This window comes from Flavobacterium pasteuri (assembly GCF_048286615.1).
In the GTDB taxonomy this organism is placed as follows: Bacteria; Bacteroidota; Bacteroidia; order Flavobacteriales; family Flavobacteriaceae; genus Flavobacterium.
In genome coordinates this window covers 436,775-455,323 of record NZ_JBLVPN010000002.1, presented here as the reverse complement: position 1 = coordinate 455,323, position 18,549 = coordinate 436,775, and the positions used below count along the sequence as shown (strand labels likewise).

The following is an 18,549-nucleotide window of genomic DNA, read 5'->3' as shown; positions in this document are numbered from 1 at the left end:
TAATGTGTAACATTTTCACAACAATTAAGTCTTATGATTAAATTCCTGATAAAGGTATTAACGTTTTCTTATTACAATTTCTTTTAGAGAAGAATTAATATTGTTTTAAAATTAACATAATTATGATTGAAATTAAAGATTTGCATAAATCCTATAAAATGGGAAATTCCGAATTACATGTATTAAAAGGAATTAATTTCAACATTAAAGAAGGGGAATTAGTGGCTATTATGGGGTCTTCCGGTTCGGGAAAATCTACATTGCTTAATATTCTTGGGATTCTTGACGAAGCGGATTCAGGGAATTATATTTTGGATAATGTGCCTATTAAAAATCTCAATGAAACTATTGCTTCAAGATATCGTAACAAGTTTTTAGGTTTTGTTTTTCAATCTTTCAATTTGATTAATTATAAAAGTGCTTTGGATAATGTGGCGATGCCATTGTATTATCAAGGTATAAAAAGAAAAGAACGCAATGAAATTGCCATGAATTTTCTGGAGAAAGTAGGTTTGTCTTCGCATTCTCATCACTTGCCAAATGAACTTTCCGGTGGGCAAAAACAGCGTGTCGCTATTGCAAGAGCATTAGCATCAAATCCGAAAGTATTATTGGCCGATGAGCCTACAGGAGCTTTGGATACCAAAACATCTTATGAGGTTATGGAGTTGATACAAGGGATTAATGACGAGGGAAAAACTATTTTGATTGTAACACACGAGCCTGATATTGCTGCTATGTGCAAAAGAAATGTAGTTTTAAAGGATGGCTTAATCATCGATGATAAATTAGTAGAACAAGTAAGAGCATCCGCTTATGTTTAATGTAGAACGCTGGCAGGAAATTTTTGAGGCAATTGCCAAGAACAAACTGAGAACGTTTCTCACGGGAATTTCTGTGGCTTCTGGAATTTTCATTTTAGTCATTCTTTTGGGTGCGGGCAAGGGACTTCAAAACGGAATTGAAAAACAGTTTGAACGTGATGCCGATGGATTAATTTCTGTGTGGTCTGGCACGACAACAAAAGGCTATAAAGGGTTAAATCCGGGTAGGCAAATTCAATTCAGAAATAGTGACTATGCTATTTCAGTTCAGAAATTCGGAGATCAATTAAACATAAAATCTGCGAATTATATTTTCTGGAACGGGGTTATGACATATGGTAAAGAAACTGGAAATTACAGATTTATTGGGGTTTATCCCGATTATGTAAATGTTGAAAATGCAACTATTGTTCAAGGAAGATTTATCAATGAAAATGATTTGAAAAATAGCGAAAAAGTAACCGTTATTGGACAAAAAGTAAAGCTGGATTTATTTAAAGAAAAAAATCCTATTGGTGAACAACTTGTGATTAATAACATCACCTTCAAAGTGGTTGGTGTTTTTACTGATCCAGCTGGAGAAAGAGAGGAGTCCAGGGTATATTTGCCAATAACCACAACTCAGCAAGCCTTTGGCGTAGGTGATAAAATCAGTAATTTGGATTTTACGCTCACAAAAAAAGACACTTATGAGGAAGCTTTAGCGCAATCAACAAAATTTACGGAAGAGTTAGGACAATTATTGAGAAGTAAAAATATAATTGCACCGGATGATGAAAGTGCCATAGGAATTAATAATTCCATAAAAAATGCAAAACAGTTTTATGATTTAAATCTGTATATCCGATTGTTTTTTTGGTGGGTTGGAATTTGTACCATAATAGCTGGAGTTGTAGGAGTAAGTAATATTATGTTGATTATTGTAAAAGAAAGAACCAAAGAAATTGGTATTAGAAAAGCACTTGGAGCATCTCCGGTTTCTATTATTGGAATGATTTTGCACGAATCCATTTTTATTACGACAATAGCAGGATTTGTGGGGCTTTTATCAAGTTTATTATTGTTGGAATTAGTAGGTCCGCTAGTATCAAGCGATTATTTCTTGAATCCGGAAGTTGATTTTAGTATCGCTTTAACCACCTTGATATTATTAGTTGTAGCTGGCGCTTTAGCTGGATTTTTCCCTGCATACAGAGCCGCCAAAATAAAACCCATTGTAGCACTTAGAGACGAATAATTATGTTTGACAGAGATAAATGGAACGAGATTTTAGAAGCTTTAACTGCTAATACATTCAGGACGATTCTTACTGCGTTTGGTGTTTTTTGGGGAATATTTATTTTGGTAATATTACTCGCGGCAGGAAATGGATTAGAAAATGGCGTTAAAAAAGGGTTTGACGGAATTGCCACCAATACCATGTTTATGTGGTCACAAACTACTTCAAAACCGTTCAAAGGATTGCCTGCAACCAGACAATTTGACTTTAAAAACGTCGATGTTACTGCTTTGAAAGAGAATTTTCCAGATTTATTATACGTTTCACCCAGAAATCAATTGGGTGGTTTTGAAGGAGCAAATAATGTAGTCAGAGGAACAAAAACGGCGGCTTATACTATTTATGGGGATTACCCAGAGTTGATTAAGCAAGAATCGATGGATATTATAAAAGGACGTTTCGTAAATCAACAAGATATTGTATTGAAGCGTAAAGTTGCGGTTATTGGTCAGGGTGTAATAAGCGAAATGTATGAAAAAGCAGAAGAGGTTATTGGAACTTATATCAAGATTAACGGAGTGAATTTTATGGTTGTGGGTGTTTATAACTCTAAATCCAGAAATAATGGTGATGCTGAATCTGCTCAAAAAAATATTTTCATGCCATTTACTACCTTTCAACAAGCGTTTAATTATGGCGATACAGTAGGATGGATGGCCCTTACAGCTAATGATGATGCTTCAATTACGGAGTTAAAACCTAAAATTTTAGACTTCATGAAATCCAGACATTCGATACATCCTCAAGATGACAGGGCGATTGGGAATTTTGATTTGTTTCAGGAGTTCAGTAAAATACAAGGTTTGTTTCTTATTCTAAGATTCATTGCTTATTTTGTAGGGACATTGGTATTGCTTTCGGGCGTAATTGGTATTTCTAATATCATGTTGATTGTTGTCAAAGAACGTACAAAGGAAATAGGAATTCGAAGAGCTTTAGGTGCAACACCGGGTGCGATTCGTTCCCAAATATTATCAGAAGCTATTTTTCTGACTATCATAGCAGGAATGTTTGGAATTGCATTGGCCACAGGATTATTAGCAGTTTTAAATATGGTTTTAGAGTCGATGCCAAGTGAAGGAATGATGTTCGCGAATCCAAGTGTAGATTTGACAGTTGTATTTATTGCTTTGTTCATACTCATTGGTTCAGGTTTATTAGCAGGATTAATTCCGGCTCAAACTGCCATAAATGTAAAACCAGTAGACGCATTAAGAACAGAATAAAGTATCAATCAAAAATTATTTAATCGATTAAACATAAGCAAAATGAAAAAAGGATTAACCATAACTATTTTAATTACAATCGCACTAGTGTTCTTTGGTGCTTTGTATTATTTGTATGCCAAGAATCAGGAATCTCCAATTGTTTTTGAAACCGATAAGGCAGAAATAAAAACGATTGTAAAAAATACCATTGCAACCGGTAATATTGTTCCAGATGAAGAGGTGCTTATCAAACCTAATATTTCAGGTATTATTGAGGCGGTTTATATTAAGGCCGGTGAAAATATCAAAGCGGGTGATTTAATTGCAAAAATTAAAGTTGTTGCCAATGTATCTAACTTGAGTAATTCTCAAAACCAGGTTCAAACCTCCAAAATTGCTTTAGACAATCAGGAGAAAGTATTTTTGAGACAAAAAACGTTGTTTGATAAAGGCGTTATTTCGGCAAATGATTTTGATGCGGCACAATTAGCCTATAAGCAAGCCAAGCAGAATTATAGCGCATCAAGACAAGGATATGATATTGTGAAAACAGGAACAACTTCTGGATTGGGAAGTTATGCGAATACTTTGATTCGTTCTACAGTAAATGGAATGGTGTTGGATGTTCCGGTAAAAGTAGGAAACCAAGTGATTGAAAGTAATAATTTCAATGAAGGAACAACAATAGCAAGTGTTGCCGATGTTGGACGTATGATATTCGTTGGAAAAATTGACGAATCAGAAGTAGGTAAAATAAAAGAAAAATTACCAATCGAAATTACTGTTGGTGCTATTGAAAACAAAAAATTTGATGCGGTTCTGCAATACATTGCCCCAAAAGGTAAAACAGAAAATGGAGCAATTCAATTCGAAATAAAAGCATCTTTGACTAATAGAGACGATACTTTTATCAGAGCTGGTTTAAGCGCAAATGCCTCGATTATTTTGGAAAAAGCAGATAAAGTTTTAGCGATAAAAGAATCTCTAATTCAATTTGATAAAAAAACACAAAAACCATATGTAGAGATTGAAACCGGAGTGCAAAAATTTACAAGAAAAGATTTAGTCTTAGGCGTTAGCGATGGGATTTATGTCGAAATCAAAAGCGGAATTAAAGCTTCGGATAAAATAAAGGTATGGAATCAAGGGCTAAAAAATGAAGAAGTGAAGCCTTAAATATACACTCAAAAAAGAATTTTAGTTTTTAAAAAAATGTTAAATATGTGTAGTACCTTTGCTACACTTTCATTCAAAATATATGAAAAAAAATAGTTGTATCAGTTTCGTTCTTATCGTGCTATTTGGTTTATCCGTTCAGGGACAATCCAAAAAATGGACTCTGGAAGAATGCGTAAAATATGCCATACAAAATAATATCTCAATCAAGCAATCCGAGTTAGATACTAAAACGGCAGCCATTGATAAAAAAGGAGCGATTGGAAACTTCCTTCCATCATTGAATGCCAGTGCTTCTCATTCTTGGAACATTGGTTTGAATCAGGATATTACAACAGGGCTTTTGCGTAATCAAACGACTCAGTTTACGTCTGCTGGAGCAAATGTGGGAGTGGATATTTATAAAGGTTTACAAAACCAAAACACATTGCGTAAAGCCAATCTTTCAATAGTTGCGGCGAAGTATCAGTTGCTTAAAATGCAGGAAGATGTCGCATTGAATGTTGCCAATGCTTTTTTACAGGTGCTTTTTAACAAAGAAAATTTAAAAGTTCAAAAAGAACAATTGGGGATTAATGAAAAGCAATATGCACGTTCAGAAGAATTAGTGAAAGCAGGATCTATTCCTCGTGGCGATTTATTGGACATAAAAGCTACTGTGGCATCAAACAACCAAAATGTTATTGCAGCTGACAATGCATTATTAATTTCAAAATTAAGTTTGGCTCAATTGTTACAGTTGAAAGACTTTGAAAATTTTGATGTTGTTGATGATACTGATGTTAAAGATGAAAATAATATTATGGCGCAATCTGCGGCTACTATTTATGATAAAGCCAAAGAGGGTAGAACTGAATTGAAAATTGCAAGAACTAATTTAGAGATTGCGCAAAAAAATGTAGAAATTGCCAAAGGAGCTTTTCAGCCTACTTTACAAGGTTTTTACAGTTTTAATAGTAGGGTTTCGTATGCAGATGTTCCTGTCTTTGACAGTATGGGAAATATAATTGGAACAAAAAGTCCAGCACCATTTTTTGATCAATTCGGGGATAATAAAGGACAATCTTTTGGAGCTCAGTTGTCGATCCCTATATTTAATGGATTTTCAGCTAAAAATAATGTAGAGCGTTCTAAAGTAAGTTTAGAAAGATCAAAAATCGCTGTAGAGCAACAAGATTTAGATTTACAAAGAAATGTTTTCACCGCTTTTGCAGATGCGAAAGGTGCTTTGAATGCTTATGAATCTTCGGTTGTAGCACTTGAATCAAGACAAGGAGCTTATGATTATGCTAAAGAGAAATATGCAGTAGGTTTGATGAATGCTTTTGATTTTAATCAATCACAAACCTTACTTACTAATGCACAATCAGATGTTCTTAGAACAAAATACGATTATATTTTTAAAATTAAAATATTAGAATTCTATTTTGGAATTCCACTTATCAAAAACTAATTTATCATGTCAAAGAAAACAATTTATATCCTAATAGGTGGAGCAATAGTACTTATCGCTGCGTTGATAGCACTTTCAAAATCTGGAGTTATCGGGAATAAGGACAAAGGAACTGAAGTTGAAATCGCCCAAGTTATCCCAACAACTATTGTTGAAACGGTTTCGGCTACAGGGAAAATTCAACCAGAAATTGAAGTTAAAATTTCATCTGAGGTATCAGGAGAGATTATTTCTTTAAACGTAAAAGAAGGGCAAGTCGTAAAGAAAGGGGATTTGTTAGTTAAAATAAACCCAGATTTATATACTTCAGGTTACAATCGTTCGGTTTCAAATTTATCAGGAACCAGAGCAAATTTGAGTCAGGCCGATGCTTCGTTCAAGGAATCTAAATCAAGTTACGACCGAAATAAAACATTATTCGATAAGGGAATTATTTCAAAGTCGGATTGGGATAAAGCAGTTGCCTCTTATGAAGTGGCTAAAGCTGCAAAGCAAACGGCTTATTTTAATGTTCAGAGTGCTTCCGCAACTGTAAATGAGGCCAAAGACAATTTAGGACGTACTACTATTTATGCGCCGGCAGATGGAACAATTTCTATGTTAAACGTAGAATTAGGAGAGCGCGTTTTAGGAACACAACAAATGACTGGAACGGAGATTTTGAGAGTGGCCAACTTGAATAATATGGAAGTGGAAGTAGATGTAAATGAAAATGATATTGTGAAAATAAAAGTAGGTGATGATGCTAATGTTGAAGTTGATGCTTATCTTAAAAAACAATTTAAAGGAACTGTAACTAGTATTTCTAATTCGGCCAGTTCCGCTTTGACAGCAGATCAGGTGACTAATTTTAAAGTTAAAGTAAGAATCCTTAAAGAATCGTATCAAGATTTATTAGAAGGAAAACCGGATACGTATTCTCCTTTTAGACCAGGAATGACAGCTACGGTTGATATCATCACAGAAACAAAAACGAATGTATTGTCTGTGCCAATTAGTTCAGTAGTAGTAAAATCAGATACGACAGCTGTAAAAGAAATTAAAGTCGAAGATCCTAATGAAGAGCAAAAAGGAGCTGCGCCAAAAAGTGATAAGAAATTTGAATGCGTATTTGTAAAAGTGGGTGATAAAGCCAAAATTAGAATTATCAAAACCGGAATTCAAGACGATACAAATATTGAGGTTTTAACCGGTCTTAAAAAAGGAGACATAGTGATAACTGGACCTTACACTACCGTTTCAAAGGATTTAAATTCTGGAGATAAGGTAACGTTAAAAACGGATAAGGATAAAGCAGAAAGCAAGAAATAAAATAATACACTACTATTTTAAAAATCACAATCATGGGATATATTTCATGATTGTGATTTTCAAGTTAAAATAAAATCTAAAAATTGGAATACATTCTCAACATCGAAACCGCTACAAAAAACTGTTCTGTTGCTCTTGCAAAAGGCGGAAAAACTATTGTATGCAAAGAAATTGCCGAAGAAGGATATTCTCATGCAGAACGACTTCATGTTTTTATTGAAGAAGTTATAAAGGAGGCGGGAATTACGCTCAATGATTTATCAGCCATCGCAGTGAGTCAGGGTCCAGGTTCTTATACCGGATTGCGAATAGGAGTTTCAGCAGCCAAAGGACTTTGTTACGCATTGGATATTCCATTAATTGCCGTAGATACTTTGCAGGCTTTGGCGTCACAAGTGACTATTTCCAGCGGATTGATTATCCCTATGATTGATGCTCGAAGAATGGAAGTGTATAGCGCTGTTTTTGCTCCAAATTATGAGCGAAAAAGAGAAGTTCTAGCCGAAATAATTACAGAGAACTCATTTGAGGATTTGGAGGAAACACTTTATTTTGTTGGTGATTGTGCTGAAAAATGCAAGTCAGTTTTGACTAAAGAAAATTATATTTTTCTTGACGAAATTGTATATCCTTCTGCCAAAGAAATGAGTGCGATAAGTTTTGAAAAATTCAAAAAAAGCGACACTGTAGATTTCGCCTATTTTGAACCGTATTATTTGAAAGACTTTATGATTACGACTTCAAAGAAGTAATATATTTAGATTAAGAATTTTCCGGGGATGATTCTCTTACGTATGGTTGTATAACAATTCCGGCTTTATCAAATGCCAGTTTACAGCTTTCTAAAGTTTCAGAGAAAACGACACCATAATCTTCGTTATTTGCCCATGGCCTCACCGCAAGCTGAATGGCATTGTCAGTTAAGTTTTTTACAGAAACTTCGGCAGCAGGAGTTTGAAGTACTTTTGGATTATTTTTTAAAATGGCAGTAATTATCTCTTTCACTTTTTTAATATCCGTATCGTAGGAAATAGCGATGGTCAAATCAGCTCTTCTGATTTTTTGCAAAGAATAATTGATAATATTTCCATTTGATAAAGCTCCGTTCGGTACAAAAATAGTTTGATTATTAGCTGTAATTAGTTTGGTTACAAATATTTGTATTTCGCTGACAGTTCCTGTTACTCCTTGTGCTTCAATGGTATCATGTACCTTAAAAGGTTTAAAAAGAATAATCAGCATTCCGCCTGCAAAATTTGATAATGAACCTTGAAGTGATAAACCTACTGCAAGTCCCATAGCACCAAGGATAGCGACAAATGACGATGTTTCTATTCCTAGTTTTGAAATGAAAGTCACAAACAAGAGTACTTTCAAAACCCAAACCAGAATATCGGCAAGGAACTTTGTCAAAGTAGGATCTAAATCTCTTTTTATCATTAGTTTCCTAATGAATCTGTTGATAAGCCGTATGGCGTAAAGACCAACAAATAAAATGAGAAAAGCAGAAATAATTTTTGGCGAATAATCAATCAATACAGTGATAAATGTATTGACATAATCAGTTAACTGATTTGGATTTAAGTTCATTTTTTATCTAATAAAAAACCTTCCCAAAAGAGAAGGTTAAGTTTGAAGTGCAAAAATACAAATAAATTGTTTTTTTATAAATTAATCTGCGTCTTCTTCTATTTTATTTATCGTTTCTTTAGCTTTTTCAGTGGATTCTGCATCAGCGTCATTTGTTAATTCACTTGCTTTTTCAGAAACAGTTTCGACAGCATCAGTAGCTATAGTCTTAGTTTCATTGGCTATTTCTTCAACTTTTTCTGTTGCTATAGCTGTTTTTTCTTTTAAGGATTCTACTGCTTTTTCAGAATATTCGGTCACAGTTTCTTTTGCATGACTAGCAAAATCTTCTACTTTATCTATAATTGGAGTTGCAGTTTCTTTTGCTTTTTCAAATGTTTCTTCTACAAAAGTTTCGGCTTTTTCAAGGTAAGGAGTTGCAGTTTCTTTTGCTTTTTCAAATGTTTCTTCTGCAAATGTTTCTGCTTTTTCTAGGTAAGGTGCTGCACTTTCTTTTGCTTGATCAAAAGTAGTTTCGGCTTTGTCAGCTAATTCGCTGGCAGTTTCTTTGGCTGAGCCAAATAAATTTTTAAAAAATGAAGATAGTCCCATGGTATTTTTATTTGATTAGTCTTACAATATTAAACAATTTTTTCTAGGATTACTTTATTAAACCATTAATAATTTGCTGAAAATCAGTATTTGGCATCAATTGAGTCCCGTTTTAGCAAACACAAAACAACGTTTTTGTATTTCGTATACAAATAAAAAAGGAAGACTTGATGTTTTTTGATTCCAGCGAGTACCATCCAGTTTGAAAATACAAATGAATAACTGAGGTCAAAAACTGTTGTATCGAATAATTGTAAGAATCTCTAAAAATAAAAAAAGCGTTCGCCACGGCGAACGCTTAAATGAATCGGTCAAATTAATCTATTCGAGTTCGAAAGTTAATTTTAGATTTACTCTATATTCTGTGATTTCACCACCACTTACGGCAGCATTATGGTCTTTAATGTACACAGAACGTATTTGGTTTATGGTTTTATTGCCTTAGCAACTCCTTTTCGAGTGGCATCTTCTCAACTTATATCTGAACTGGAAAGCACTTCAATTACTTTTAATACTGACATAATTTCTATTTGTTGAGTTAAAGATTAAATGTACCTATTTTTTAAAATTTCAATTTAAAAAGGTAATTATTTTAACGTAACTATAACATTGTCAATTAAATGTGTATTTTTTTTTATGCGTTTACAGCTTCTACTTTAATTCCCTCGTCGTTCAGCATACTTTTCAGCATGTTTTCTATACCGCTTTTTAAAGTAAATGTTGATGACGGACATCCGCTGCAAGCTCCTTGAAGGATAACTTTTACTGTCTTGTCAGTTTCGTTATACGAATCGAATGCAATATTTCCACCGTCAGCTTGTACGGCCGGTTTTACATATTCCTCTAATATGTTGATGATTTGTTGTGAAGTTACATCCAGATTGTCAAACTCTTTAGCTTTGGTAACTTCTTCAGCTGTTACTGCTTGAATGAAATTTTCATCAAGAACTGTCCCACCGTTTTCAATATATTGCTTGATGAAGCTTCTCAATTCCAATGTTATTTCCTGCCATTCATTGATTTCATATTTAGTAACTGAGATGTAGTTTTCATCAATGAAAATCTCTTTTACATAAGGAAATTTAAAAAGTTCTTTTGCTAATGGTGAAGCAGCTGTTTGATCGATGTTTTTGAATTCAATAGCATTTTTAGTTAACATTTTGCTGACTACAAACTTCAATGCTGCTGGATTTGGAGTGGTTTCTCCATAAACGGTCACAGGCTGTTTCTTGGTTTTGTTTTCATCAATAGTAATGATTGTTCCGCCATTGTTTACAAATGTTTCCATTTGTTCTGCTACGGCATCCTTGACATCGTCCCATTCAACAATGCTATATTTTTCGATTGCTATAAAATTTCCTGAGATGTAAATTGTTTTTACAAACGGAAGATAAAATAATTGTTGTGCTAGTGGAGAAGTTTTAGCTTCATCAATGTTTTTGAATTCAAAACTTTCATTTTGAGTTATAAAATCTTGAAATTCAAACTTTAATATAGTTGGGTTTTGTGTTTCTTTTATGCTAACTTTGTTCATGACTTTTAAATTTTTACAAATTTACTAAAGTTATTTTCTATGAATAACTATATTTGAGTTTTTAATGAATAAATTAACTTTAGTTTAATTTTTAGAGAAACTGTTTTCCTTGTTTCTATAAAACTTTTATTACTTTACAATTATTCACTCCTATTAAAAAGTAATTAAATGTATAATAAAATTAAATTTTTATCTGCTCTTTTTTTTATATCCTTTTATTCCTTTTCGCAGGAAGGAATCCCAGTTTATTCGGATTACCTTTCAGATAATTATTACTTAATACACCCTTCAATGGCTGGTGCTTCAAATTGTGCCAAAATTAGGTTGACGGGCCGTAAGCAATGGTTTGATCAGCAAGATGCACCAGAGCTTCAAACATTAAGCTTTAATGGAAGAGTGGGCGAAAAAGCAGGTGCTGGAATTATACTTTTCAATGATAAAAACGGATATCATTCTCAAAAGGGAGTCAAATTTACTTATGCTTATCATTTGATGTTTTCAAGAAATGAAATTGATTTGAATCAACTGTCTTTTGGGATCAGTGCGGGATTAATTCAAAGTCAATTGGACGAAACGGAATTCATGCAATCTGGTGATTTTGATCCAATAATAGATGGAACTGTCGTACAAAAGGATTCTTATTTTAATGTAGATATTGGAGTATCCTACAATTACTTAGATTTTTATGCTCATGCTACGGTGAAAAATGCTATAGAAACCAGAAGAGATATTTACACGGAATATGAAAGTGATAATTTAAGAAAGTACTTGTTGAGTGCCGGTTATATCTTTGGTGACAGAGATAAAATATTATGGGAACCTTCTATTTTATTCCAAATGGTGGATCAAACGAAAGAAAAATCAATTGATATTAATTTAAAAGCCTATAAAACGTTAGATTTTGGAAAGCTTTGGGGCGGATTATCTTATAGAAGAAGTTTTGATGGGGCAGAATATCTTGATGGAAATTCTGTTTCGAAACAAAAGTTGCAATATATTACGCCAATTGTTGGTGTCAACTTTGATAAATTTATGTTTGCTTATACGTATTCTCAATTATCGGGAGCTGTTAAATTTGATAATGGTGGTTATCACCAAATTACTTTAGGAATCGATTTGTTTTGCAAACCTGTGAAATACGATTGCAACTGCCCAGCAATTAATTAATTTTTATCCTTTTTTCATGCTAATCAAATCTGTAAATGGTAAGTCACCTTCAATTCCTCAGGATTGTTACGTTGCCGAAAATGCCACCATTGTAGGCGATGTTTCTTTTGGAGAAAATTGTAGTGTTTGGTTTAACGCCGTAATTAGAGGAGATGTAAATTTCATCAAAATTGGTAATAAAGTAAACATACAAGATGGTGCGGTTATTCATTGTACTTATAAGAAACATCCAACAATTATAGGAAATAACGTTTCCATTGGTCATAATGCCATTGTGCACGGTTGTACAGTTCACGATAATGTGCTTATAGGAATGGGAGCAATTGTTATGGATAATTGTGTAGTCGAAAGTAATTCTATTGTGGCTGCCGGTGCGGTTATTACCCAAAATACAGTTGTAGCATCTGGTACAATCTGGGCAGGAGTTCCTGCTAGAAAAGTGAAAGATATTGACCAATCTGATTTTGCTGGCGAAATCGAACGCATTTCGAATAATTATGTGATGTATTCAAGTTGGTTTAAAGAGGAAGAGTAAAAAATATTGTTTAAAATTCTATTTCTTCAACCGTATATTTATTTTCCAAAATTTCAGTCAAAACTTTGGGATTTGTATTCGTATAAAAAACCGGTTCACTGTTTTCTGCTGATGAAAAACCTACTTTGTCAAGTAAAATATTTCGTGTTTGTTTTGCTACAGCTTCGCCGGAATCTATAATTTGAATGTGTTCCGGAATAATTTTTTTGATTTGAGGAATCAGATAAGGATAATGACTGCAACCTAATACTAAATAATCAATATTGGCTTCGATCATTGGATTCATGTAGGAGTGAAGCAGTTCAGTCATCTCTGGTGAATCGATATCTCCATTTTCAATTAGTTGCACTAATCCATGACCTACTTGCTCAATTATTTTTGTGTCTTGGTATTTCTCTGTAGTCTTGTTAAACAGTTCACTGTTCAAGGTTCCTTGAGTAGCAAGGATTCCTATTATTTGTGTTTTAGAATGCGTAACTGCAGGTTTTATAGCAGGTTCAATACCTATAATAGGAACGTCATATTTTGCTCTTAATTCTTGGATGGCATTAGTCGTTGCGGTATTACAAGCTACAACAATTAATTTGCAGTTCATCTCCAGTAGGAAATCAGTATTTTTCATACTCAATGTAATAATCTCTTGTTTAGATTTTTGTCCATAAGGTGCATTTTTACTGTCTGCCAGATATATTGTTTTTTCATTGGGTAGTAATTGATGGATTGCTTTCCAAATGGAAGTTCCGCCAATCCCTGAGTCAAAAATTCCTATTGGTTGATTATTACTGTTCATAAAAACAAAGTTACATGCTGGAATTTGAATTTCCTAAAATTTATTTTAAACAAAAAAACTGCTCAAGCCTATGATAAGGTGAGCAGTTTTATACGAGTATCTAATTTTTTTAGAAACCTAAATCTTTTTTTACATCAATAGTCAAGTTAGGACCATCAGCAAGCAAAAGACTAGAACCATCAAGAACATATTGGAATCCTTTAGCTTTTCCTACTTTTTGAATAGAAGCTCTTACTTTTTCCATTAATGGTTTTACGATATCAGATTCTTTTTGTTGCAATTCTTTTTGAGCATTGTCTCTAAAGTCCACAATTCTTTTTTGCATATCTTGAACTTCTTTAGAACGTTCACCGTTTACAGCTTCAGTTACTGTAGCTGCTTCAGCTTCGTATTTTTTCAATTTTGCTTGGTATTCTTCAACCATTTTTTTGTAGTCAGCATCATACGTAGTACTCAATTTATCCAATTGTTTTTGAGCATCTAGCATTGCTGGCATTTTTGTCATAATCTCACTTACATCAACATGAGCAGTTTTTGCTTGTGCATTAATCGTTTGGCTTGCTCCTAAAATAAAAATTGCAGCAATAAATAGAGTTTTAATTTGTTTCATCGTTTTTAAAATATTTAATAATTAATTTTTGTTTGTATTTTCTTTTAATTTTTCTTCTTTAGCTTTTCTAATTGCCTCTCTGTCTTCCAGTATTTTTTTTCTTTTCTCGTCTAATGCTTTCTTGCGATCCTCTAAAACTTTCTTACGATCTTCTAATGTTTTTGCTTTTGCATCAGCTTGTTTTTGTTTGGCATCTTCAACTGCTAGTTTTGCACTGTCTTTAGCAGGTTCGTTACTTGCGGCTGTTGCTGTGCCATCTATTTTAACATTTGCAGAAACCGTGCCATTTTTTTTAGCCTCTCTGTCAGTAGCAATTTGTTTTCTTTTATCGTCAAATTCTTTTTTCTTTTGCTCCTGAAGCAATTTTCTATCAGCGATTACTTTATCTCTTGTTGCTTTTTTATCATCCAAGAGTTTTTGTCTATCTGCCAACGCTGGATTTTCATCCAATGCATCTTCTTTGTTTTCTTTTGCCTCTTCTTCTTTTTGTTGTTTTTTAGTCAACTGTTCTCTTTTTTCTGTCCTGTTTAATGTGCGTAAAATTTGATCGCTGATGTCAAATCTTTTTGCTGCGAACAACATAGTCAAATCAGAAGTTTTGTCGAAGATAAAATCATATTTTAACCGTTCTGCAATATCTTGAACTGCAGTAAAAACTTGATCTTGTATTGGTTTTACCAAAACAGATTTTTGTATCATCAAATCTCCGTTGGCACCAAATCTTTTTTGTTGGTAATCCAGATTTTCATTTTCAAGAAAATTAATTTCTGTTTCTCTTTCATCAATTAACTCTTTTGTTAATAAAGCTCTTTCTGCTTTTAAGGCATCCTTCAATTTATTGATTTCAATTTTCTTAGCATCAATCTCCAGTTTCCATTTCTCAGCTTTTTGCTCTAATTGAGCCTTAGCTTCAGTGTAATCGGGTACATTTTGTAAAATGTATTCCATATCAATGTAGCCTAGCTTAGTTCCTCTGGTTTGCGCATTAGATGTTTGTACTACAACTAGCACTAAAAATAGATATAAAAATTGTTTTCTCATGACGATACTGTAATAGAAAATTTAAAATCAATTTTTTTTAGAATTGCTGGCCAATGATAAAATGGGTTTCCCATCCATTAGCTTTTGCTTGTCCTGGTAATGTATCAAAGCCGTGACCAAAATCAATTCCCAATAAACCAAATGCTGGCATAAATACACGCAACCCAATACCAGCAGAACGATTTAAGGCAAAAGGATTATAGCTTTTGAAATCCCTAAAAGATGATCCTGCTTCCATAAATGCCAATGCGTAAATTGAAGCCGATGATTTCAATGTTATAGGATAACGTAGTTCCATTGAGAATTTATTAAAAACAGTAGCTCCAATTTGATCTCCTGCTTCATTTACAGGTGTTAATGAGTTGTTAGGATATCCTCTCAACTGCACGGTTTCTCTTCCATCCATGGAGTAATTTGCCAGTCCGTCACCACCAAGATAGAATCGTTCAAAAGGAACAACTCCTCTTTCTTGATTGTATGCTCCAAGGAACCCAAACTCAGCTAAGGTTCTTAGTACTAATTTACCATAAATTTTTGTATACCAGTCTGCTTTAAACTTTATTTTGTAATATTCTAACCATTTAAAACGCTCTTGATCTACTTTACTTACGTCTGTAGCGGCTAGATTAAAGTCGGTTACTTTGTTTCCAGCAGTATCAATATAATCTCCTATTTGAACAATGTTACCATTTGCATCTGGAACATTTAAACGGTCAACAGTGTTTTTTAATTTGTATTCTTCTTTATCTCCTAATGTCGAATAATTAATTCCGTTTAACAATGAATAAGGAGGTGTTAACTTAGCTGAAATACTAAACTCCGATCCGTATGTTGGGAATATTGGATTCACACCTTTATTGCTTCTTGTTAATCCAACAGTGTAGGCAAAGTTTCTAGATGTACCATCTCCAAAAGTAAATAATCCGGTATTGTAATTATTCAAATCATAATGTTGGTAACTTAACGATTGTGACAATACAAAGAAATCATCTGGAACAGTCAGTCTTTTTGCTAAACCAACAGACACTGTCATGATATTAAAACTTTTAGTTTTATCAGCTCTCTGAGTAACAAAATTATTTAAAAATTGTTTGCTGTAGGATATAGAGCTACTAAATTGCACTGGTTTTTTTCCTCCAAACCAAGGTTCTGAAAATGAAACACTATACGTTTGAAAGAATGTACTTGCTTGCAAACGTAAAGAAACTTTTTGACCATCTCCCATTGGTAGTGGTTTGTAAGCATCTTTGTTGAACATATTTCGTGCAGAAAAGTTGTTGAAAGAAAGTCCCAGAGTACCAATGAAACCACCTCCACCATAACCACCTTGTAGTTCAATTTGACTGGAACCTTTTTCTACAAGATTGTATTCAATATCTACAGTTCCTGCTCCTGAATCAACATTCTTGAACTTTGGATCAATAGCTTCTGGATCAAAAAATCCTAGTTGCCCAATTTCACGAATGGTTCTAACTAATTCTTCTTTGCTATATTTTTCTCCTGGTTTTGTTCTTAATTCACGATAAATTACACGGTCATTTGTTTTATCATTTCCTACAACGGTAATTTTGTTAAAATAAGCAATTGGTCCTTCTGTGATTCGTATTTCAAAATCAATAGTGTCATTTGCTGTTCTTACCTCAACCGCATTTATATTAGAAAATAAATAACCATTGTTTTTATATAAGTTATCAATGTCTTCTCCGTCAGGTTTTGAGGCGTCTGCAATTCTTTTTTGTAGCAAAACACCGTTATAAGTTTCTCCTTTTTTAACTCCTAATACTCGGCTTAATCCTTGATCCGTGTATACTGTATTTCCTAAAAATTTAATGTCTCCAAAGTAATATTTGTTCCCTTCTTCTACGTTTATTTTAATGGATAGTGCGTTTTTTTCTTTGTCAAAAGTAACCGAATCTGAAATTATTCGGGCATCTCTATATCCTTTTTCTTTATAAGCCGAAATTACTTTTTCTAAATCCGTTTTGTATTTGTCTTTTATAAATTTAGATGCTTTTAGAATTCGAATAGGATTTTTTTGTTTCGTATCCTTCATCGCTTTTCGCAAAGCTTTGTCTGATATTTTTGTATTTCCTACAAAATCAATTTTTTGAATTTTTACCTTTTCACCCTTGTCAATACTGACAAGCATATTTACAGAGTTTACTGTTGAAGTATCTTTAACAGTGTTTATGTTTACCTTAGTATTGTAAAAACCGTCTTTTTTGTATTTGTTTTCTATGTAGTTTTTTGTAGTGGTAATCAAGTTCTCATTGACTACTTTACCTTTATTTAAGCTGTTATCTTTAATTAAAGCTTCTGTCTTCGCTTTCTTAACCCCTACAAATTTTACTTGGTTTAATTTAGGTAACTCTACAATGTTCAAATCAAGATAAATACTGTCGTTCTCAACTTTATTTACATAAAATGAAATTTCATCAAAGAGACCTAGTTTCCCAAGTTTTTTTATAGCAGCACTAATTTCTTCACCTGGTATTGTTATTTCCTGTCCTTTTTGCAAACCAGAGAAAGTGACTACGGTTTGAGAGTTGAAACTGATATCTCCAACCACCGCTACATCGGCTAAAATGTATTTTTTTCCTTGATCAAAAGGGACTCTTTCTTGAGCTTTAACTTGTGAAAAACTTCCAAAAATCAAAACGGTAAGGACTATTTTTATGCTTTTATTTAACACTAAAAAATTATTTAATTTGTTCACTTGTTTTTCCAAATCTACGCTCTCTTTTTTGATAACTAATGATAGCCTCATATAAATCTTGTTCTTTAAAGTCTGGCCACAATATATCAGTAAAATACAATTCTGCATAGGCAATCTGCCACAACAAAAAGTTACTTATCCTATGTTCTCCACTTGTTCGTATTAATAAATCTACGTCAGGTAAATTTTGCGTGTAAAGATGCTCATTAATAATGGAATCGTCAATAGTGTCTATTGAAATTATATTATTTTTAACTTTATTACAGATGTTTCTGACTGCGCTGACAATTTCTTCTCTGGACCCGTAGCTTAACGCCAGAGTCAATGTCATTTGTGTGTTGTCTTTAGTTTTATCAATAACATCAAGTAGTTCTTTTTGCGCTGATTTTGGTAATTTTTCTAAATTACCGATAGCATTCAGTTTGATGTTGTTTTTTTGGAGTGTTACAAGTTCTTTTTTCAAGGAGTTGATCAGTACTTTCATTAAAGTTTCAACTTCTAGTTTTGGTCTGTTCCAGTTTTCAGTCGAAAATGCATATAAAGTAAGAAATTCGATGCCGAGTTTAGCACTCGCTTCGATTATCACTTTAACTGATTTTGTTCCGCTTTCATGGCCAAAGGCTCTTAAAAGACCTTGTTGCTTTGCCCAACGGCCATTGCCATCCATTATAATAGCTAAATGTTTTGGCAAGTTATTCTTGTTGATAGTCTCTAGTAAATTCAT

The 18,549-nt window shown here is 33.2% G+C and carries 18 protein-coding genes; 9 read left to right on the top strand and 9 right to left on the bottom strand.

The window, feature by feature from the left end:
* Positions 1–122: 122 nt before the first annotated feature.
* The 7 genes from ACNQF6_RS04680 to tsaB all read left to right on the top strand — a co-directional run bounded on the left by ACNQF6_RS04680 (position 123) and on the right by tsaB (position 8,003).
* Positions 123–824 carry an ABC transporter ATP-binding protein gene (locus tag ACNQF6_RS04680; protein WP_315162943.1) on the top strand — a complete coding sequence of 234 codons (702 nt, stop codon included), beginning with the start codon at positions 123–125 and terminating at the stop codon, positions 822–824.
* Positions 817–2,061, top strand: a complete 1,245-nt coding sequence (locus tag ACNQF6_RS04675; protein ID WP_099714328.1) for an ABC transporter permease — start codon at positions 817–819, stop codon at positions 2,059–2,061. Before ACNQF6_RS04680 ends, ACNQF6_RS04675 begins: the two co-directional genes overlap by 8 nt.
* 2 nt (positions 2,062–2,063) lie before the next feature.
* Positions 2,064–3,329, top strand: coding sequence for an ABC transporter permease (locus ACNQF6_RS04670; protein ID WP_099714329.1), 1,266 nt, complete (start codon positions 2,064–2,066; stop codon positions 3,327–3,329).
* A gap of 42 nt (positions 3,330–3,371) precedes the next feature.
* On the top strand, positions 3,372–4,487 hold the full coding sequence (locus ACNQF6_RS04665; RefSeq protein WP_099714330.1) for an efflux RND transporter periplasmic adaptor subunit: 1,116 nt from the start codon (positions 3,372–3,374) through the stop codon (positions 4,485–4,487).
* 82 nt (positions 4,488–4,569) lie between these two features.
* Positions 4,570–5,940 (top strand): TolC family protein, encoded by a 1,371-nt coding sequence (locus tag ACNQF6_RS04660; RefSeq protein WP_417963694.1) that lies wholly within the window; start codon positions 4,570–4,572, stop codon positions 5,938–5,940.
* A gap of 6 nt (positions 5,941–5,946) precedes the next feature.
* Positions 5,947–7,251, top strand: coding sequence for an efflux RND transporter periplasmic adaptor subunit (locus tag ACNQF6_RS04655; protein ID WP_417963692.1), 1,305 nt, complete (start codon positions 5,947–5,949; stop codon positions 7,249–7,251).
* Positions 7,252–7,334: 83 nt separating this feature from the next.
* The gene (gene tsaB, locus ACNQF6_RS04650) at positions 7,335–8,003 is read left to right on the top strand and encodes a tRNA (adenosine(37)-N6)-threonylcarbamoyltransferase complex dimerization subunit type 1 TsaB (protein ID WP_417963690.1); all 669 of its coding nucleotides are present in this window, start codon (positions 7,335–7,337) and stop codon (positions 8,001–8,003) included.
* 10 nt (positions 8,004–8,013) lie between these two features.
* Here tsaB and ACNQF6_RS04645 read toward each other — a convergent pair whose 3' ends face one another.
* The 4 genes from ACNQF6_RS04645 to ACNQF6_RS04630 all read right to left on the bottom strand — a co-directional run bounded on the left by ACNQF6_RS04645 (position 8,014) and on the right by ACNQF6_RS04630 (position 10,966).
* Positions 8,014–8,841, bottom strand: a complete 828-nt coding sequence (locus ACNQF6_RS04645; protein ID WP_417963688.1) for a mechanosensitive ion channel family protein — start codon at positions 8,839–8,841, stop codon at positions 8,014–8,016.
* A gap of 81 nt (positions 8,842–8,922) precedes the next feature.
* Positions 8,923–9,432: a YtxH domain-containing protein gene (locus tag ACNQF6_RS04640; RefSeq protein WP_417963686.1), complete on the bottom strand. Its 510-nt coding sequence runs from the start codon at positions 9,430–9,432 to the stop codon at positions 8,923–8,925.
* A 321-nt stretch (positions 9,433–9,753) separates the two neighbouring features.
* Positions 9,754–9,843 (bottom strand): dodecin domain-containing protein, encoded by a 90-nt coding sequence (locus tag ACNQF6_RS04635; RefSeq protein ID WP_417963684.1) that lies wholly within the window; start codon positions 9,841–9,843, stop codon positions 9,754–9,756.
* Positions 9,844–10,066: 223 nt separating this feature from the next.
* A complete protein-coding gene (locus tag ACNQF6_RS04630; protein ID WP_417963682.1) occupies positions 10,067–10,966 on the bottom strand; it encodes a NifU family protein in 900 nt (299 codons plus the stop codon).
* A 168-nt stretch (positions 10,967–11,134) separates the two neighbouring features.
* Here ACNQF6_RS04630 and ACNQF6_RS04625 point away from each other — a divergent pair, with 168 nt between their 5' ends.
* On the top strand, positions 11,135–12,133 hold the full coding sequence (locus ACNQF6_RS04625) for a PorP/SprF family type IX secretion system membrane protein (RefSeq protein ID WP_417963680.1): 999 nt from the start codon (positions 11,135–11,137) through the stop codon (positions 12,131–12,133).
* 16 nt (positions 12,134–12,149) lie between these two features.
* A complete protein-coding gene (locus ACNQF6_RS04620; RefSeq protein WP_417963678.1) occupies positions 12,150–12,668 on the top strand; it encodes a gamma carbonic anhydrase family protein in 519 nt (172 codons plus the stop codon).
* Between the two features lie 10 nt (positions 12,669–12,678).
* Here ACNQF6_RS04620 and murI read toward each other — a convergent pair whose 3' ends face one another.
* From murI to ACNQF6_RS04595, 5 genes are all read right to left on the bottom strand, one after another.
* Positions 12,679–13,458 carry a glutamate racemase gene (gene murI, locus ACNQF6_RS04615; protein ID WP_417963676.1) on the bottom strand — a complete coding sequence of 260 codons (780 nt, stop codon included), beginning with the start codon at positions 13,456–13,458 and terminating at the stop codon, positions 12,679–12,681.
* A 109-nt stretch (positions 13,459–13,567) separates the two neighbouring features.
* Complete coding sequence (locus ACNQF6_RS04610) at positions 13,568–14,068, bottom strand: OmpH/Skp family outer membrane protein (RefSeq protein ID WP_417963674.1); 501 nt, start codon at positions 14,066–14,068, stop codon at positions 13,568–13,570.
* 21 nt (positions 14,069–14,089) lie between these two features.
* Complete coding sequence (locus ACNQF6_RS04605) at positions 14,090–15,109, bottom strand: OmpH/Skp family outer membrane protein (protein ID WP_417963672.1); 1,020 nt, start codon at positions 15,107–15,109, stop codon at positions 14,090–14,092.
* 37 nt (positions 15,110–15,146) lie between these two features.
* The gene (locus ACNQF6_RS04600; protein ID WP_417963670.1) at positions 15,147–17,876 is read right to left on the bottom strand and encodes a BamA/OMP85 family outer membrane protein; all 2,730 of its coding nucleotides are present in this window, start codon (positions 17,874–17,876) and stop codon (positions 15,147–15,149) included.
* Positions 17,809–18,549, bottom strand: a complete 741-nt coding sequence (locus ACNQF6_RS04595; protein ID WP_417963668.1) for an isoprenyl transferase — start codon at positions 18,547–18,549, stop codon at positions 17,809–17,811. The genes ACNQF6_RS04600 and ACNQF6_RS04595 overlap by 68 nt, the downstream gene beginning before the upstream one ends.

Bases quoted from the DNA above. Each gene is read 5' to 3' on its own strand.
- ACNQF6_RS04595 (WP_417963668.1), bottom strand. From the start codon at position 18,549: ATGAATTTACTAGAGACTATCAACAAGAATAACTTGCCAAAACATTTA.
- murI (WP_417963676.1), bottom strand. From the start codon at position 13,458: ATGAACAGTAATAATCAACCAATAGGAATTTTTGACTCAGGGATTGGC.
- ACNQF6_RS04605 (WP_417963672.1), bottom strand. From the start codon at position 15,109: ATGAGAAAACAATTTTTATATCTATTTTTAGTGCTAGTTGTAGTACAA.
- ACNQF6_RS04670 (WP_099714329.1), top strand. From the start codon at position 2,064: ATGTTTGACAGAGATAAATGGAACGAGATTTTAGAAGCTTTAACTGCT.
- ACNQF6_RS04665 (WP_099714330.1), top strand. From the start codon at position 3,372: ATGAAAAAAGGATTAACCATAACTATTTTAATTACAATCGCACTAGTG.
- ACNQF6_RS04675 (WP_099714328.1), top strand. From the start codon at position 817: ATGTTTAATGTAGAACGCTGGCAGGAAATTTTTGAGGCAATTGCCAAG.
- ACNQF6_RS04640 (WP_417963686.1), bottom strand. From the start codon at position 9,432: ATGGGACTATCTTCATTTTTTAAAAATTTATTTGGCTCAGCCAAAGAA.
- ACNQF6_RS04620 (WP_417963678.1), top strand. From the start codon at position 12,150: ATGCTAATCAAATCTGTAAATGGTAAGTCACCTTCAATTCCTCAGGAT.
- ACNQF6_RS04660 (WP_417963694.1), top strand. From the start codon at position 4,570: ATGAAAAAAAATAGTTGTATCAGTTTCGTTCTTATCGTGCTATTTGGT.
- ACNQF6_RS04625 (WP_417963680.1), top strand. From the start codon at position 11,135: ATGTATAATAAAATTAAATTTTTATCTGCTCTTTTTTTTATATCCTTT.
- ACNQF6_RS04655 (WP_417963692.1), top strand. From the start codon at position 5,947: ATGTCAAAGAAAACAATTTATATCCTAATAGGTGGAGCAATAGTACTT.
- ACNQF6_RS04645 (WP_417963688.1), bottom strand. From the start codon at position 8,841: ATGAACTTAAATCCAAATCAGTTAACTGATTATGTCAATACATTTATC.
- ACNQF6_RS04600 (WP_417963670.1), bottom strand. From the start codon at position 17,876: ATGAGGCTATCATTAGTTATCAAAAAAGAGAGCGTAGATTTGGAAAAA.
- ACNQF6_RS04630 (WP_417963682.1), bottom strand. From the start codon at position 10,966: ATGAACAAAGTTAGCATAAAAGAAACACAAAACCCAACTATATTAAAG.
- ACNQF6_RS04610 (WP_417963674.1), bottom strand. From the start codon at position 14,068: ATGAAACAAATTAAAACTCTATTTATTGCTGCAATTTTTATTTTAGGA.
- ACNQF6_RS04680 (WP_315162943.1), top strand. From the start codon at position 123: ATGATTGAAATTAAAGATTTGCATAAATCCTATAAAATGGGAAATTCC.